The sequence below is a fragment of the Pseudoalteromonas sp. J2K-J599 genome, assembly GCF_059295115.2.
Window position 1 is genome coordinate 1,925,604 of record NZ_CM200271.1, and the last position, 16,465, is coordinate 1,942,068.

15 protein-coding genes are annotated in these 16,465 nt (G+C 39.6%); 3 read left to right on the forward strand and 12 right to left on the reverse strand.

Going from position 1 to position 16,465, the window contains the following annotated elements:
• Window positions 1-123: 123 nt before the first annotated feature.
• The 6 genes from odhB to sdhC all read right to left on the reverse strand — a co-directional run bounded on the left by odhB (window position 124) and on the right by sdhC (window position 7,771).
• Window positions 124-1,641 carry a 2-oxoglutarate dehydrogenase complex dihydrolipoyllysine-residue succinyltransferase gene (gene odhB, locus AC5NT5_RS08775; RefSeq protein WP_039487977.1) on the reverse strand — a complete coding sequence of 506 codons (1,518 nt, stop codon included), beginning with the start codon at window positions 1,639-1,641 and terminating at the stop codon, window positions 124-126.
• Window positions 1,642-1,644: 3 nt separating this feature from the next.
• Window positions 1,645-4,464 (reverse strand): 2-oxoglutarate dehydrogenase E1 component, encoded by a 2,820-nt coding sequence (gene sucA / locus AC5NT5_RS08780; protein WP_033021680.1) that lies wholly within the window; start codon window positions 4,462-4,464, stop codon window positions 1,645-1,647.
• Window positions 4,465-4,555: 91 nt separating this feature from the next.
• Window positions 4,556-5,272: a succinate dehydrogenase iron-sulfur subunit gene (locus tag AC5NT5_RS08785; RefSeq protein WP_002961804.1), complete on the reverse strand. Its 717-nt coding sequence runs from the start codon at window positions 5,270-5,272 to the stop codon at window positions 4,556-4,558.
• 10 nt (window positions 5,273-5,282) lie between these two features.
• A complete protein-coding gene (gene sdhA / locus AC5NT5_RS08790; RefSeq protein ID WP_494513015.1) occupies window positions 5,283-7,055 on the reverse strand; it encodes a succinate dehydrogenase flavoprotein subunit in 1,773 nt (590 codons plus the stop codon).
• Window positions 7,056-7,403 (reverse strand): succinate dehydrogenase, hydrophobic membrane anchor protein, encoded by a 348-nt coding sequence (gene sdhD / locus AC5NT5_RS08795; RefSeq protein WP_002961798.1) that lies wholly within the window; start codon window positions 7,401-7,403, stop codon window positions 7,056-7,058. It abuts the gene before it with no gap.
• Window positions 7,394-7,771 carry a succinate dehydrogenase, cytochrome b556 subunit gene (sdhC, locus tag AC5NT5_RS08800; RefSeq protein WP_122975019.1) on the reverse strand — a complete coding sequence of 126 codons (378 nt, stop codon included), beginning with the start codon at window positions 7,769-7,771 and terminating at the stop codon, window positions 7,394-7,396. Before sdhC ends, sdhD begins: the two co-directional genes overlap by 10 nt.
• Before the next feature lie 420 nt (window positions 7,772-8,191).
• Here sdhC and AC5NT5_RS08805 point away from each other — a divergent pair, with 420 nt between their 5' ends.
• From AC5NT5_RS08805 to AC5NT5_RS08815, 3 genes are all read left to right on the forward strand, one after another.
• On the forward strand, window positions 8,192-9,478 hold the full coding sequence (locus tag AC5NT5_RS08805) for a citrate synthase (protein ID WP_002961796.1): 1,287 nt from the start codon (window positions 8,192-8,194) through the stop codon (window positions 9,476-9,478).
• A gap of 114 nt (window positions 9,479-9,592) precedes the next feature.
• A complete protein-coding gene (locus AC5NT5_RS08810; protein ID WP_491250919.1) occupies window positions 9,593-10,819 on the forward strand; it encodes a SufS family cysteine desulfurase in 1,227 nt (408 codons plus the stop codon).
• A 33-nt stretch (window positions 10,820-10,852) separates the two neighbouring features.
• The gene (locus AC5NT5_RS08815) at window positions 10,853-11,269 is read left to right on the forward strand and encodes a SufE family protein (protein WP_165723481.1); all 417 of its coding nucleotides are present in this window, start codon (window positions 10,853-10,855) and stop codon (window positions 11,267-11,269) included.
• A 6-nt stretch (window positions 11,270-11,275) separates the two neighbouring features.
• Here AC5NT5_RS08815 and tcdA read toward each other — a convergent pair whose 3' ends face one another.
• Genes tcdA through msbA form a run of 6 tightly spaced genes read right to left on the reverse strand, consistent with a single transcriptional unit; the run spans window position 11,276 to window position 16,409 of the window.
• Window positions 11,276-12,073 (reverse strand): tRNA cyclic N6-threonylcarbamoyladenosine(37) synthase TcdA, encoded by a 798-nt coding sequence (tcdA, locus tag AC5NT5_RS08820; RefSeq protein WP_002961793.1) that lies wholly within the window; start codon window positions 12,071-12,073, stop codon window positions 11,276-11,278.
• Window positions 12,074-12,754, reverse strand: coding sequence for a TIGR01621 family pseudouridine synthase (locus tag AC5NT5_RS08825; RefSeq protein ID WP_494513014.1), 681 nt, complete (start codon window positions 12,752-12,754; stop codon window positions 12,074-12,076).
• Window positions 12,751-13,512, reverse strand: coding sequence for a 3-deoxy-manno-octulosonate cytidylyltransferase (kdsB, locus tag AC5NT5_RS08830; RefSeq protein WP_494513013.1), 762 nt, complete (start codon window positions 13,510-13,512; stop codon window positions 12,751-12,753). The genes AC5NT5_RS08825 and kdsB overlap by 4 nt, the downstream gene beginning before the upstream one ends.
• Window positions 13,500-13,697 (reverse strand): Trm112 family protein, encoded by a 198-nt coding sequence (locus AC5NT5_RS08835; protein WP_002961789.1) that lies wholly within the window; start codon window positions 13,695-13,697, stop codon window positions 13,500-13,502. Before AC5NT5_RS08835 ends, kdsB begins: the two co-directional genes overlap by 13 nt.
• The gene (gene lpxK, locus AC5NT5_RS08840; RefSeq protein WP_494513012.1) at window positions 13,687-14,667 is read right to left on the reverse strand and encodes a tetraacyldisaccharide 4'-kinase; all 981 of its coding nucleotides are present in this window, start codon (window positions 14,665-14,667) and stop codon (window positions 13,687-13,689) included. Before lpxK ends, AC5NT5_RS08835 begins: the two co-directional genes overlap by 11 nt.
• Window positions 14,664-16,409 (reverse strand): lipid A export permease/ATP-binding protein MsbA, encoded by a 1,746-nt coding sequence (msbA, locus tag AC5NT5_RS08845; protein ID WP_494513011.1) that lies wholly within the window; start codon window positions 16,407-16,409, stop codon window positions 14,664-14,666. Before msbA ends, lpxK begins: the two co-directional genes overlap by 4 nt.
• Window positions 16,410-16,465: the final 56 nt, after the last annotated feature.

The window sequence follows — 16,465 nt, forward strand, 5'->3', positions numbered from 1 at the left end:
AACTATCCCAAATTGCGCACCTAGTATAGATCCCAAGGCTTAACATGAAAACCCCAGTAAGACCAAAGGCGCAAAAAAAAAGCTGTGAATGTTCATTCACAGCTTACATTTCATACAACTAGATTAAACATCTAGCAATAAGCGAGTTGGATCTTCAAGTAACTCTTTAATAGTCACTAAGAAACCAACAGATTCTTTACCATCAATGATACGGTGGTCATAAGAAAGTGCTAAATACATCATAGGAAGTATTTCTACTTTACCATTTACGGCCATCGGACGGTCTTGGATTTTATGCATACCCAAAATTGAAGACTGTGGCAAGTTAATGATAGGTGTAGATAGTAATGAACCAAATACGCCGCCATTAGTGATGGTGAAATTACCACCGGTCATATCTGCAAGCGTTAGCTTACCATCACGACCTTTAAGTGCTAATTCACGAATACCCTTTTCGATTTCAGCAACAGATAGTTTGTCACAATCTTTAAGTACTGGAGTAACTAAACCACGTGGAGTAGATACTGCAATGCTGATATCAAAATAGTTATGGTAAACAATATCGTCACCATCAATTGATGCATTAACATCTGGGAAGCGTTTAAGTGCTTCAGTTACCGCTTTCACGTAGAAAGACATGAAGCCTAAACGAATACCATGACGCTTTTCAAATACTTCTTGGTACTGCTTACGAAGGCTCATGATTGGTTCCATGTTCACTTCGTTGAATGTTGTTAACATTGCAGTTGAATTTTTAGCTTCAAGAAGACGTGTAGCAATCGTTTTACGTAAACGAGTCATAGGAACACGTTTTTGAGTACGATCGCCCATCGGTGCTGCAGGAGCAGAAGCTTCTGCTTTTTTAGCCGCTGGCGCTGGTGCTTTTAAGAACGTATCAACGTCTTCTTTAGTTACGCGGCCATTTTTACCCGTGCCGTTAATTTTAGAAGCGTCTAAGCCTTTCTCAGCAATTAAACGACGAACTGATGGTGTTAACACATCTGAACTTTCGCTAGAATCTGCTGCTGGCGTTTCGTCTGCTTTTGCAGCTGGAGCCGCTGGTGCACCGCCTGCTTTAACCGAACCAATTACTTGCTCGCCTAGTACAGTATCGCCTTCGTTGTGAATGATATCACCCATGATGCCATCTTCTTGAGCGACTACTTCAAGAACAACTTTATCTGTTTCAATATCTACCAAGTTTTGGTCGCGTGTTACTGCGTCACCTGGTTGTACATGCCATGTAGCAATTGTTGCGTCTGCAACTGATTCTGGAAGTACAGGTACTTTAATGTCCACTTCTTTACCTTCTGATGCTGGTGCTGATTGCGCCGCAGGCGCGTCTTCTGATTTAGCTGGTGCTGATTCTTCTTTAGATGAACCTTCACTTGCTGGCGCTGCATCAGCATCACCAAGTAAACCCATAACTTGATCGCCAAGTACGGTTGCACCTTCTTCTTGTGATATTTCTGTAATTACACCGTCATGCTGTGCAACAACTTCTAAAACCACTTTATCTGTTTCAATGTCTACTAAGTTTTGATCGCGAGTTACTTTGTCGCCAACACTTACATGCCATGTAGCAACGGTAGCATCTGCAACCGACTCAGGAAGAACAGGAACTTTAATTTCTGTGCTCATTGCTTATCCTTTATTTTCTATAGTAAGCGCGTCGGCAACGAGCGCTTGTTGTTCTTTAGTATGTACTGACATGTAACCACACGCTGGTGATGCAGACGCTTTACGTCCTGCATATTTTAATTTAGCACCTTGTGGGATTGCATCAATAAAGTGATGTTGTGAACAGTACCATGCACCTTGGTTTTGTGGCTCTTCTTGACACCATACAAAATCAGTTACGTGTTGGTAACGCTCCATAATTGTTTGCATTTCGTCATGTGGGAACGGATATAACTGCTCAACACGAACAATAGCAATATTATCTTGCTCTAGCTTACGACGTTCTTGTAATAGTTCGTAATAAACTTTACCACTACAAAATACAACGCGTTCAACTTTCTCAGGGTTAATATCATCAACTTCGTCGATCATATTATGGAAAACACCATGCGATAGCTCTTCAAGCGATGAAGTTGCAAGAGGATGACGAAGCAACGACTTAGGCGTCATAACAATCAACGGACGACGTAGTGGTCGAACTGATTGACGACGAAGCATAGCGTAAACTTGTGCAGGAGTAGATGGAACACATACTTGCATGTTGTGATCAGCACATAGTTGTAGGAAACGCTCTAAGCGAGCTGAACTATGCTCTGGACCTTGTCCTTCATAGCCATGTGGTAACAAAATTGTAAGACCACATAAACGGCCCCATTTTTGCTCACCAGAACTTAAGAATTGGTCAAATACAACTTGGGCACCGTTGGCGAAATCACCAAACTGTGCTTCCCAAAGCACTAATGAAGTAGGCTCTGCAGTTGCATAACCGTATTCAAAAGCAACAACAGCTTCTTCAGATAAAACAGAGTCAAATACCTCAAAAGTACCTTGATCTTCGCTTAAGTGCTGTAGAGGTGTATAAGTAGCGCCGTCTGATTGACTGTGAACAACAGCATGACGATGGAAGAATGTTCCACGCCCTGAATCCTGACCAGTTAAACGAATGTCAGTGCCTTCAGTTGCAATTGTTGCATAAGCAAGTGTTTCTGCCATACCCCAATCTAGAGGTTTCTCACCAGAAGCCATTAATTTACGATCATCGTAAATCTTTTTAACGCGTGACTGTGCTTTATATTGCTCTGGGTAAGAAGCGATTTTCTCACCGAGTGCTTTGAGCTCTTCAACAGGTACGCTGGCATCGTAATCAACATCCCATTCATGGCCAACATACTTTGCCCAATCTGAAGAATGCGATGTCTCTGGTTGTATTTCTGAAACAACACAGTTGCCTTCGTCTAATGCATTACGGTACTCATCAGCAAGTGCTTTTATTTCTTGTTCAGAAAAAGAGCCTTCAGCTATAAGTTGGTCTGCGTATATTAAACGTGGAACTGGGTGCTTTTTAATTTTTTGGTACATAACAGGCTGAGTTGCATTCGGCTCATCAGCTTCATTGTGACCATGGCGACGGTAACAAACTAAATCGATTACTACGTCACGTTTAAACTGGTTTCTGAAATCAAGTGCAATTTGAGTAACAAATGCAACTGCTTCAGGGTCATCAGAGTTAACATGGAAGATAGGTGACTGAACCATTTTAGCAATGTCAGTACAGTAATCTGTAGAGCGTACATCGTCTTGTTTAGATGTAGTAAAACCAACTTGGTTATTTACAACAATACGAATACTACCACCACAACTAAACGCGTTAGTTTGTGATAAGTTAAACGTTTCTTGTACAACACCTTGGCCTGTAACCGCAGAATCACCATGAATTGTAATTGGTAAAGCTTTAATACCAGAACTGTCACCTAAGCGGTCAAGACGAGCACGTACTGAGCCCATAACAACTGGGTTTACAATTTCAAGATGAGACGGGTTAAACGCAAGCGCCATATGAACATTGCCACCTTTAGTAGCAAAGTCAGATGAATAACCCATGTGGTATTTAACATCGCCAGAACTTAATGTTTCTTTATGTTTACCAGCAAACTCATCAAATAACTCTGATGGATTTTTACCAAGTACATTTACAAGAACATTTAAACGACCACGGTGAGCCATACCAATAACAGCTTCTTGTTGGCCGCTTTCACCAGCGCGGTGAATAAGCTCTTTTAACATTGGAACTAACGCATCGCCACCTTCAAGTGAGAAACGCTTAGCACCTGGGAACTTAGCCCCTAAATATTTTTCAAGTCCGTCAGCAGCAGTTAATCCTTTTAGGATACGCAGCTTTTCGTCTTTTTCGAATTTTGGCCTAGACTGGACAGATTCTAAACGCTGTTGTAACCAACGCTTTTCCTCTGTTGATGTGATGTGCATATACTCAGCGCCAATTGAACCACAATATGTAGTTTTTAGTGCTTGGTATAGTTCACCTAAAGGCATAGTATCGCGGCCTACGGCAAACGATCCTACGTTAAACTCGCGGTCAAAATCACTTGAAGATAAGTCGTGGTACTCTAGCTCTAAATCTCGTACACGCTCTCGTTGCCAAATACCTAATGGATCTAGGTTTGCATTTTGGTGTCCACGAAAACGGAAAGCATTAATAAGTTGTAGAACTTTAACCTGTTTAAGGTCACCGCCACTACCCTCTGCTACCACTACTTCTCTATGCTTGTTTTTTGCAAGCTGTGCAAACTGCGTTCGAACTTCTGAATGTTTTACTTCAACATCCACACCATCAACTTTAGGTAATTGTTCGAACACTTCTCGCCATTCATCTGGCACAGAAGTCGCATCGTCTAAATACGCTTCATAAAGCTCTTCTACATAAGCAACGTTGCCGCCGTTTAAATGTGAAGATTCTAGCCATGCCTTCATCACACCTTCGTGCATTTATAAGCCCTTTTCTTTAGCGCAGAAATTAATAGTTATCATAACAAGATGGCTAATAATCTGTATTAGCCATCTTACGTTTACTAAGTAATCAAACCGCTCGGTTTAATAACATAGATTTGATTTGCCCAATTGCTTTAGTCGGGTTAAGACCCTTAGGACAAACGCTAACACAGTTCATGATACTGTGGCAACGGAACACACTGAACGCATCGTCTAAATCCGCTAAACGTTCTTCAGTTGCTGTATCTCGGCTATCAGCTAAGAAACGGTAAGCGTGAAGAAGGCCTGCTGGACCAATGAACTTGTCTGGATTCCACCAGAACGAAGGACACGATGTCGAACAACATGCACACAAAATACACTCATATAGCCCATCTAATTTATCACGTTCTTCAATAGATTGAAGACGCTCGCCTGCTGCAGGCTGATCATTAATTAAATAAGGTTTAACTTTTTCGTACTGAGTGTAGAACTGACTCATGTCAATAACAAGGTCACGAACCACAGGTAAGCCTGGTAATGGACGTACTACAATTTTACCTTTGCCATTTTTTTGTAGCGTAGATAAAGGAGTAATACATGCTAAACCATTTTTACCATTCATGTTAACACCATCAGATCCACACACACCTTCACGGCATGAACGACGAAAAGATAGTGTAGGATCTTGTTCTTTTAAAAGAATAAGTGCATCTAACACCATCATGTCGTGACCTTCCTCTGTTTGCAAGGTGTATTCTTGCATACGAGGAGCGTTGTCAACATCTGGATTATAACGATAAACTGAAAATTGTACTTGTGCCATCGTCTATCTCCTAGTAAACACGTGCTTTAGGTGGGAAAGCTTCACGCGTTTTAGGCGCATAGTTTACATCACGCTTACTCATTTCATCCGTTACAGGATTGAATACTGAGTGACATAACCAGTTTTCGTCATCACGATCTGGGTAGTCAAAGCGAGAATGTGCACCACGGCTTTCTGTACGGAAGTTTGCAGCTACTGCAGTTGAGTAAGCTGTTTCCATTAAGTTATCTAGTTCAAGACATTCGATACGCTGCGTATTGAAGTCTGATGATTTATCATCAAGACGAGCATGTTGCAGACGTTCACGAATTTCTTTAAGTTCTTGAAGACCTGAAGCCATTGAATCGCCTTCACGGAATACCGAGAAGTTAAGCTGCATACATTGCTGTAGGTCTTTTTTGATTTGAACTGGATCTTCACCTTGGCCAGCCGTTGAATTTTCCCAACGGTTGTAACGTGCAAGAGACGCTTCTAGATCTGACTCTGAAGCCGCTTTTGATACTTCAACATCTTTAAGGTATTTACCTAAGAAGTTACCAGCAGCACGACCAAATACAACTAAATCTAGTAATGAGTTACCACCTAGGCGGTTTGCACCGTGTACAGATACACATGCAATCTCACCAACAGCAAATAAACCTTCAACTACTTTTTCGTTGCCTTGAGCATCGATTTGTAGTGCTTGTCCATTTACGTTAGTAGGAACACCACCCATCATATAATGACAAGTAGGAATTACTGGAATTGGCTCTTTAGCTGGATCAACGTGAGCGAATGTTTTAGCTAGGTCACATACGCCAGGAAGACGTAGGTTAAGCGTTTCTTCACCTAAATGGTCAAGTTTCAGCTTGATATGAGGACCCCAAGGACCATCACAACCACGACCTTCACGGATTTCAGTCATCATTGAACGCGCAACAACATCGCGAGACGCTAAGTCTTTTGCATTTGGTGCGTAACGTTCCATGAAGCGCTCGCCATCTTTATTTAAAAGATAACCGCCTTCACCACGACAACCTTCAGTTACTAGCGTACCAGCACCTGCAATACCCGTTGGGTGGAACTGCCACATTTCCATGTCTTGCATAGAAATACCAGCGCGTGTTGCCATACCAACACCGTCACCGGTGTTAATGTGAGCATTTGTTGTTGATGCGAATATACGACCTGCACCACCAGTGGCTAATACAACTGCTTTAGATTTGAAGAAAGTGATTTCACCTGTTTCAATCTCAATTGCTGTACACCCTACTACATAGCCATTGTCGTTTTTAACTAAGTCAAGTGCATACCACTCAGAGAATACATTTGTTTTGTTTTTAACGTTTTGTTGATATAGAAGATGAAGTAAAGCATGACCAGTACGGTCAGCTGCAGCAGCAGTACGTGCGGCTTGTTCACCACCAAAGTTTTTCGATTGACCACCGAAAGGACGTTGGTAAACACGGCCATTTTCAAAACGAGAAAATGGTAGTCCCATGTTTTCTAATTCAGTAATAGCTTCTGGGCCAGTTTGACACATGTATTCAATAGCGTCTTGGTCACCGATAAAATCGGAACCCTTAACGGTATCGTACATATGCCATTCCCAGTTGTCTTCGTGTGAATTACCAAGCGCTACTGTAATACCACCTTGAGCAGATACAGTGTGTGAGCGCGTTGGAAATACTTTAGATATTAATGCACACGTTTTGCCAGATTCTGTAATTGCTAAAGCAGCGCGCATACCAGCACCACCTGCACCAATTACTACGGCGTCAAATTCACGAACAGAATATTTCACTTAAACACCCCATAATACGATTAGACCAATAGCTACGTAAGCAACGGCCATTAGGTTTAAAACAAAACCTAAAACAGCACGCAACTTCGAACACTTAACATAGTCTGTAAGAACTTGCCAAAGGCCAATGCGGGTATGAACCATAATGCAAATAAGGGTAATTAAAGTAAACCCTTTCATTGCTAGGTTAGAGAAGAGGCCTGTCCAGGCTTCGAAAGTGACTTCTGGCGTCGCTAAAAAATAGCCGATAATAAAAATCGCGTACGCGCTGATTATTAATGCCGTGGTACGTAAAGATACGAAATCTTGTACACCATCACGTTTTAGAGTTGCTTGATTTAAAACCATATCCACACCCCTGCCAATACGGCAAACACAACACCAAGAGCCATTGATACTTTAGCGCTGAGGTTACCTGATTCAAGTTCTTCCCAATGTCCCATATCCATAATCATATGACGGATGCCACCAATAAGGTGATAACCTAATACAGAAACAGTGCCCCAAGCTATAAATTTGGCAATGAATCCGTTAAACAGACCCTTGACGAATTCAAAACCTTCAGCTGAAGAGAGAGACTCAGACCAAGCCCAAATGACAAACGTTAAAGCAAAAAACAATGCAACACCGGTGACGCGGTGAAAAATTGAAGCTTTAGCCGTTGCCGGCATAGATATAGTTGTTAGATCTAGATTTACAGGTCTTTGCTTTTTCACAGTTACTTGCCCATCTTTGCTCACAGTGGAGCTCATCTACTTGTTTTTCTAAAAACCCACCAAATATTACTGATGGAACTATCAGAATAAACGTATCAAAATAGTTAAAGTTCACAAAACAGTAAATTTTAAGCTGTTAAGAATATGTTTACCCAAATACAATACGGTTTAAAACCACCGTTAGTATATATACCCACAGGACTTTTTACAATTCTTGTTTATTTAGAGATGTTTGCGAATTAGCCAATAGTATTATATTTAATTAATACCGAATATTTATTATACATATATGCATAATGTTTATAAAAATTGACTTTAACCCCCTCTTTCACGTTAAAATGCGAAGATGTGCTTAAAACAGATTTCAGAACTTTAAAATCTAAAAATCAGAATAGATATCTTAATAGGAGATACATAGCGATGGCAGATAAAAAAGCCACAGTCCATATTGATGGACTAGATCCAATCGAACTTCCAATTTATCAAGGCACTGCTGGCCAAGATGTAATCGACGTACGTACGTTAGGTTCACATGGTCACTTTACTTATGACCCAGGTTTCATGTCGACTGGTTCTTGTGAATCTGCAATCACCTATATTGATGGTGGTAAAGGTGTACTACTTCACCGTGGTTACCCAATTGAGCAATTAGCTGAAGATTCTAACTATATTGAGCTTTGCTACTTACTTTTAAATGGTGAGTTACCTTCTAAAGAACAATATGAAGTTTTTAAGAATGAAATCACTACAAGCACTATGCTTGACGAGAAGATTGCTAACTTTTTCCAAGGTTTCCGCTTTGACGCTCACCCAATGGCAATGCTTTGTGGCGTAGTGGGGGCGTTATCATCTTTTTATCATGAAGACCTTGATATTACTGATGCAGAACAACGTAAAACAAGCGCAGTTAAGCTAGTTGCTAAGTTACCAACTATTGCTGCAATGGCTTATAAAACAAACATCGGCCAACCGTTTGTATACCCACGTAACGATTTAAGCTACGCAGAAAACTTCTTACACATGATGTTCTCTGTACCTGCTGAAGAATATAAAGTTAACCCTGTAACTGCTAAAGCTATGGATAAAATCTTTATGCTTCATGCAGATCATGAGCAAAATGCATCGACTTCAACAGTTCGTCTTGCTGGTTCATCAGGTGCTAACCCGTATGCATGTATTGCAGCTGGTATTGCTTCTTTATGGGGACCTGCTCACGGCGGCGCTAACGAAGCATGTTTAAACATGTTAGAAGAGATTGGCTCTGTGGACCGTATTGATGAATACGTTGCTAAAGCTAAAGACAAAGCTGACCCATTCCGCCTTATGGGCTTTGGTCACCGCGTTTACAAAAACTTCGACCCACGCGCTACAGTAATGCGTCAAACGTGTCATGAAGTTTTAGCTGAGCTAAATATCCAAGATCCACTTCTTGATATTGCTATGAAGCTTGAGCAAATTGCCCTTGAAGACCCGTACTTTGTAGAGAAGAAACTATACCCTAACGTAGATTTCTACTCTGGTATTATCTTAAAAGCGATTGGTATTCCAACAAGCATGTTCACTGTAATTTTTGCAATGGCACGTACTGTTGGTTGGATCACTCACTGGGATGAGATGCTATCTCAACCTGGTCATAAGATCAGCCGTCCTCGCCAAATGTATACTGGTTACACTCAACGTGACTACGTATCAACTGACAAGCGTTAATTAGCGCTGGTTAGTTTAAAAGGCCGCATTTTGCGGCCTTTTTTATTAACAACACTTGAGAATTATCATAAACCGATTACAATCCCTGCCTTAAAAACACTATGTAGATGAGCTATGCCTACTTTAAAGTTTGATATAAATAAAATTAGAAAAGACTTCCCGACATTAAATCAAACAATAAACGGCTGCCCGCTTGTTTATTTAGACTCAGCAGCAACCTCACAAAAGCCTCAATCAGTTATAGATACAATTACTGAGTTTTATACGTCTCAAAATGCAAATGTACACCGTGGACGCCATACACTTAGCGAGCAAGCCACTTATTCTTATGAACAAGTCCGGGATAAAACTGCAAGGTTTTTTAATGTCTTAAGTAAAGAGATTGTATGGACTAAAGGTGCTACAGAAGCCATAAATTTGGTCGCTAACGGCTTAAAAAAGCGTTTAGATGAAAGTCATACCATAATAATATCTCCGCTTGAGCATCACGCAAACATAGTGCCTTGGCAACTAGTAAGCCAACAGACGGGAGCTAAATTAGTCTCTCTGCCGCTAAATAATAACGGCACGCTAAACACCCAACAATGCTGTGAATTTATAAAAGAAACAAAACCTGCCTTATTAGCTATTACACAAGCATCGAACACACTGGGTAATATCACTGATTTAAAGCCACTAATTGTAGCTGCAAAAGAGGTGAATTCGCTTGTTTTAGTGGACGGAGCCCAAGGTGCACTGCATTTAAAACCCGATTTACGTGAATTAAACTGTGACTTTTATGTTTGCTCAAGCCATAAAATGCTCGGTCCAACAGGCTTAGGTGTACTTTATGGCCAATATGAAGAGCTAAATACGCTAGATATTTACCAATCCGGCGGTGAAATGATCGATAAAGTTTACTTAACTCATAGCACTTATCGCCCTGCGCCTGCAAAATTTGAAACTGGCACACCAAATATTTCTGGAGTTTTAGGCTTTGGTGCCGCATTAGACTATTTAAATGAATTAGATCACGTGCAAATACAGCAATATGAACAAGAATTGTTTAGTTACGCGGCACAAAAATTGGTAAAGGTGGATGGCATTACCATATTCAGCAACCTATCTGACAATATTGGCACACTCTGTTTTAATTTTAAAGATGAACATCCTTATGATTTGGCAACTTTACTTGACGGATATGGGGTTGCAGTCAGAAGCGGACACCATTGTACACAACCATTAATGACACATTTAGGGCTTAATGGAACGTTAAGAGCAAGTTTTTCTTTTTATAATACCTACAAAGATGTAGATATATTCATTGATTCACTTAAAAAAAGTATCGCTTTATTAGATTGAACGCCAGTTTAATAGAATTAATTAGGATAACTCATGACAAATACGTTTAAAAAAGTCACAGAATCTATAAAAAATGCGACCGCTTGGCAGCAAAAATATCGTGAGATAATGCTTTTAGGAAAAACGTTACCGGCTTTAGCTGATGTTTTGAAAACTGATGATGCACTTGTACCAGGCTGTGAAAGCAAAGTATGGATGTTCGTTGAATTTGACTTAACCGAAAATACACTTGTTGTAATAGGTGACTCTGATACTCGTATAGTAAAAGGATTATTAGCCATTATTTTAGCGCTTTACAACGGGCTTACACCAGAACAGGTAGTGAATAAAAATGCGTATGAAGAATTTGAAAAGCTCGGCCTTATAAGCCACTTAAGCGCATCACGTGGTAATGGTATTAAAGCCATGGTTGATAAGATACAAACCATGGCACAACACAAGCTTAGTTAACGAAAACTAAGCTTGTGAGCGTTGTTTTTTATCTAGATATTTACGCACCGCTTTTGCAGCAACAAAAAAACCAAAGCTTCCTGTGATCATAGTCACAGAGCCAAAACCATTATTACAGTCCATATTCATTGTGCCATCAGCACTTTGCTTAGCATGACATACGCTGCCATCGCTTCCTGGGTAAACCAATTGCTCTGTTGAGTAAACACAATCAATATTAAACTTACGTTTAGGATTATTACTAAAATTATATTGCTTGCGCAAAATATAGCGCACCTTTGCAAGTAATGGGTCTTGCGTAGTTTTAGCTACATCACCAAAAGTTATTTGGCTAGGATCTGTTTGCCCGCCAGCACCACCAGTTGTAATTATAGGTAGTTTATTACGTTTACAGTGAGCAATTAATGCTGCTTTTTCTTTAACTGCATCAATACAATCAATTACATAATCAAAACCTTGAATATGCTCTTGAATATTATCAAGCGTAATAAAGTCATCTATTACACTAATTTGGCATTCTGGGTTAATAAGCTCGCAGCGCGCTTTCATTGCATCGACTTTAGCTTGACCAATAGTGCCCGTTAACGCATGAATTTGCCTATTTACGTTAGTGGCGCAAATATCATCCAAATCTATAAGTGTTATTTTACCAACACCAGTACGCGCAAGTGCTTCTGCTGTCCAGCTTCCTACACCACCAATACCTACTACACAAAAATGTGCTTCTTGAAGCCAATCAAACTGTTGATGACCATATAAACGTTTAATACCACCAAAACGTATATCTGTAACTTTTTCGCTCATTTACCAATCCAGTTGCCATGGCGATTGCCATGCTTGAAAATCTTGATGTTTAATTAACGCCAAATACTCATCACCATTATCGGGTGATAAAGTTAGCTGTATTTGTTCACTTTGCCAAAAAAAGCTCAATGCATATGCATGTAAATAGGTACGATTTGATAGCGAGCCTGAATACATTGCATCGCCTAAAATAGCTGCACCCACACTTTTTAGTGCCACTCTTAGTTGATGTGTTTTACCAGAGTAAGGCTTTAAAATATACCCTCTAAACCCTGGCTTATAACTCAGAGAATAGAATCGGGTGATTGCAGGGTTAAGTGTACTCGTTAGTAACTTAAACGAGCCACGGCGAGACTTAGCCATATCGCCTTTTATCCACCCCTGCTTCTTTTTTGGTTTAGCATCACTAATCGCTAAATAAAATTTAGCAATTGCATGCTCAGTAAACATAACAGTAAAGGTGGCTGCAGCGGATTTGTTTCGCGCTAAAATAATCAGCCCTGATGTCACTTTATCTAAACGATGAACGGCATAAAGCTTTTGCGATAATTGTTGTTCGGCTAACACAACAAAACCAGGCCCTTCTTCAGAATGAAAATTAAGACCCGCTGGCTTTTCTAAAATATAAAAATCGTTATGTGTATAAACAACTTTTAATATCTTACTTACTTGCTCACTCACACGTTTTTACTTTTAATATGCGCTATCACTTTAGCTAAGTCATCAGGCGTATCTACACCTGCATGAGGGGCTATTTGAGCTTGTTCTATTTTAATTTTATAACCGTGATACAAAACACGTAACTGCTCAAGTGATTCAAGTAATTCTAGTGGTGATACACTCAGCACTATATATTGCTTAATAAAACCCGCTCTGTACGCATAAATACCTACATGGCGTTGAAACGGGGCTAAATTAAGGGCAGTGCTATCTTCCATCATCGTATTTCTATCAAACGGTATACTTGCACGAGAGAAATACAGGGCATTTTTATTTATATCGCTAACCACTTTAACGGCATTAGGATTAAATACTTCATCACGTTCTTCAATAGCAACACTTAACGTTGCCATTGGTGCTGTTGAATCACTTAATAGTGCAGCAACTTGAGATACGTTTTCTGGTGCAAGTAATGGCTCATCGCCTTGTACATTAACCACAATTGTATTGCTATCAAGTTTAAGCAAATCAACCACTTCAGCTAATCGTTCAGTACCCGACTGGTGATCTTCACGCGTCATTACTACATCATTAGTAAACATACTTACTGCATCAAATACTTTTTGATGATCGGTTGCTATAACTACTTTACTAGCACCTGATAAACATGCTTTTTCGTAAACGTGTTGAACCATTGGCTTGCCACAAATATCAGCAAGCGGTTTACCTGGTAGTCGGGTCGATGCAAAACGAGCAGGAATTACAACTACGAATTCCACTTTTCAACCTCTTCTAAAGATAACTCACGTGCTTCATTTTCAAGTAATACTGGAATATCATCTTGAACAGGATAAGCAAGCTTAGCTGCTGTGCTAATTAGTTCGTTGTTTTCTCTGTCAAAGCGTAATTTTCCCTTACAAACAGGGCACGCAATTATCTCGAGTAATTTTGTATCAAAGGCCATTGAGTATTCCTTTTTCTTTTAATATTGAATTTAATTTGTTTATTACGCTATCGGTAGGTTGTGCATCTACTGGTAAATAATACCAATTAGGCTTTGCAAAGGACTTACATTTAACGGCATCTTTTTCGGTCATTATAATGCAATCATCACCAAATTGAGCAAAATCATCTACTGTATAAGCATAATGATCTCTAAAATGATGAGTCGATAATAACGTAATATCTTGTGCTTCTAGTGAGTTTTCAAACCGTTTAGGGTTCCCAATTGCACTTATTGCATGTGCTTCACTTACGTTACTTTTTGCATAATCGCTTGAATTAACCAAGCGAAGATTACTTACTTGTAATGCGTAGCTATTATTAGCCTCACCACCATTTTCAATTACTATATCGACACTTTGCAAACGTTTAGTTGTTTCACGAAGTGGCCCTGCTGGCATAACAAAGCCATTACCAAAACGACGCTCACTATCAACAATACAACACTCAATGCTACGAGGCATTTTATAATGCTGCATTCCATCATCAGAAATAATAACATCGAGTGTATAATTATTTTCTAATAAATCTATATTGTGTTGTCTATTAGGCCCAACCGCTATTGGGCACTTTAAACGATGGTATAAAAGTACGGGCTCATCTCCAGCCTGCTGAGCATCTACAAGCTCAGTAACTAACAGTGGGTAATTTTCTGATTGCCCGCCATATCCTCTACTAATAATTCCTACTGATAAACCTTGCTGTGTTAAATGACCATACAGCCACAAAACAAAAGGCGTTTTACCATTACCACCAACACTTATATTGCCAACTACAATTACAGGCGTTTTGCACTCAAAAGGTTTAAGTATTTTAGCGCTGTATAAGTATTTTCGAAATGAAGATACAACCCAAAACAAAGCACTTAATGGTAATAACAGCAAAGTAATTAGACCAAATGGTTTATACCAGCTTTGTTCTATTTTACTCACGCCTGATCACCAAACTGCATTTTGCAAAGGGCTGAATAAGTACCGTCATTTGCTAATAAGCTATTGTGATCGCCACTTTCTATTACACGACCGTTATCAATAACATAGATTCGGTCACTGTTTTCGATAGTAGATAAGCGATGCGCAATAACAATTGAGGTTTTATCTTTCATTAGCGTTTCTAATGCTTGCTGAATAAGCTTTTCAGATTCGGTATCAAGTGCTGATGTTGCTTCGTCTAAAATCAAAATAGGTGCGTCTTTTAATATTGCCCGTGCTATCGCTATACGCTGGCGTTGACCGCCGGAGAGCATTACACCATTTTCACCTACCATGGTGTTTAATTGCTCTGGCAGGTCTTTAATAAACTCCCAAACATGCGCTTGTTTAGCAACTTGCTCTAATTCTTCCTCAGACACATCATGCTTTATGCCATAACAAATATTGTTAGCAATCGTATCGTTAAATAACACGACTTGTTGAGACACTAAAGCAAATTGGCGACGCAAATCTGTTAATTTATAATCCTGCAGGGCTATACTATCAAGTAATATTTCACTCGGTAACTCTAAGTCATAGTAGCGTGGTAATAAATTAGAAATTGTTGATTTACCAGAGCCTGAGCGCCCTACTAAGGCAATACTCTCACCCGCTTTAATCGTTAGCGACAAATCATTTAATACGGCTTCATCTTTTGTTGGGTACTTAAAGGTTACATTTTTAACTTCAATTAACCCTTTAACTTTATCGACTGAAACGGTGCCAGTATCTTTTTCCATTTCTTCATCTAAAACTAAAAAAATACTTTGCGCGGCAGAGATACCACGCTGCATATCACTATTAACATTGGCGAGTTGTTTTAGCGGTCGCAATAACATCATCATTGAGGCAATTAATGCCATGAAGTCACCTGAGGTAATCGTATCAATCATTGATGGAAGAGATACAGCCCATAAAATAACAGCCATGGCACTGGCTGCTAATATTTGAATAATTGATACACTTAAAGCTTTTGTCGCATCCATTTTAATGCGCTGCTGGCGATTATGATTATTAATCTTTGAGAAATGGTTTATTTCTTGGTCTTGTCCGCCAAATCCATGAATAACTTTATGTCCGCTAAGCATTTGTTCAGAGCTACGTGTAACCTGCCCCATAGCTGATTGGATACTTTTAGAAATATGGCGAAAACGTTTCGATACAACCGCTACAATAATGGCAACGAGAGGGATGATGACTAAAAATATAAGTGAGAGCTTCCAACTGGTATAAAACATTACACCAAGTAAAAAGACAACAAAGGCTCCTTCACGTACAACAATAAGTAACGCTTTAGTAATTGCTTGTTGAACTTGCTCTGTGTCAAAAGTGATTTTTGAAATTAAATCGCCTGTTGAGTTTTTGTCATGAAAAGAAACGGGTAAATGCAATATGTGCTCAAATAACTCTTGGCGTAAAGAGCGTACAACTTGAGAGCCCACATAACTTAAACAGTACGAAGACATAAAGTTAAAAACACCACGCCCCAGTACTAACGCGATAACTACAAAAGGAGCGTACTTTAAAACTTCTGTATTTCGTTGGTTTAAACCTTGATCAATAAACGGCTTCATTAATTGAATGAATAAAGCATCCATTGCTGAATAGCCTATCATCCCAACAATTGCGATAAAAGCGACGCTTTTGTATGCGCCAACATACGAGACAAGACGTTTATAAATTTGTGCAGTACTTTGATCCATAACACTCTCTAAATACAGTAACTCCCTGTATTGTATCCTTCGATGAGATAAAACTA

Excerpts from the sequence above, each read along its gene's own strand:
- sucA (WP_033021680.1), bottom strand. The coding sequence starts at position 4,464 with ATGCACGAAGGTGTGATGAAGGCATGGCTAGAATCTTCACATTTAAAC.
- tcdA (WP_002961793.1), bottom strand. The coding sequence starts at position 12,073 with ATGAGCGAAAAAGTTACAGATATACGTTTTGGTGGTATTAAACGTTTA.
- AC5NT5_RS08815 (WP_165723481.1), top strand. The coding sequence starts at position 10,853 with ATGACAAATACGTTTAAAAAAGTCACAGAATCTATAAAAAATGCGACC.
- AC5NT5_RS08805 (WP_002961796.1), top strand. The coding sequence starts at position 8,192 with ATGGCAGATAAAAAAGCCACAGTCCATATTGATGGACTAGATCCAATC.
- AC5NT5_RS08785 (WP_002961804.1), bottom strand. The coding sequence starts at position 5,272 with ATGGCACAAGTACAATTTTCAGTTTATCGTTATAATCCAGATGTTGAC.
- msbA (WP_494513011.1), bottom strand. The coding sequence starts at position 16,409 with ATGGATCAAAGTACTGCACAAATTTATAAACGTCTTGTCTCGTATGTT.
- sdhD (WP_002961798.1), bottom strand. The coding sequence starts at position 7,403 with ATGGTTTTAAATCAAGCAACTCTAAAACGTGATGGTGTACAAGATTTC.
- AC5NT5_RS08810 (WP_491250919.1), top strand. The coding sequence starts at position 9,593 with ATGCCTACTTTAAAGTTTGATATAAATAAAATTAGAAAAGACTTCCCG.
- odhB (WP_039487977.1), bottom strand. The coding sequence starts at position 1,641 with ATGAGCACAGAAATTAAAGTTCCTGTTCTTCCTGAGTCGGTTGCAGAT.
- AC5NT5_RS08835 (WP_002961789.1), bottom strand. The coding sequence starts at position 13,697 with ATGGCCTTTGATACAAAATTACTCGAGATAATTGCGTGCCCTGTTTGT.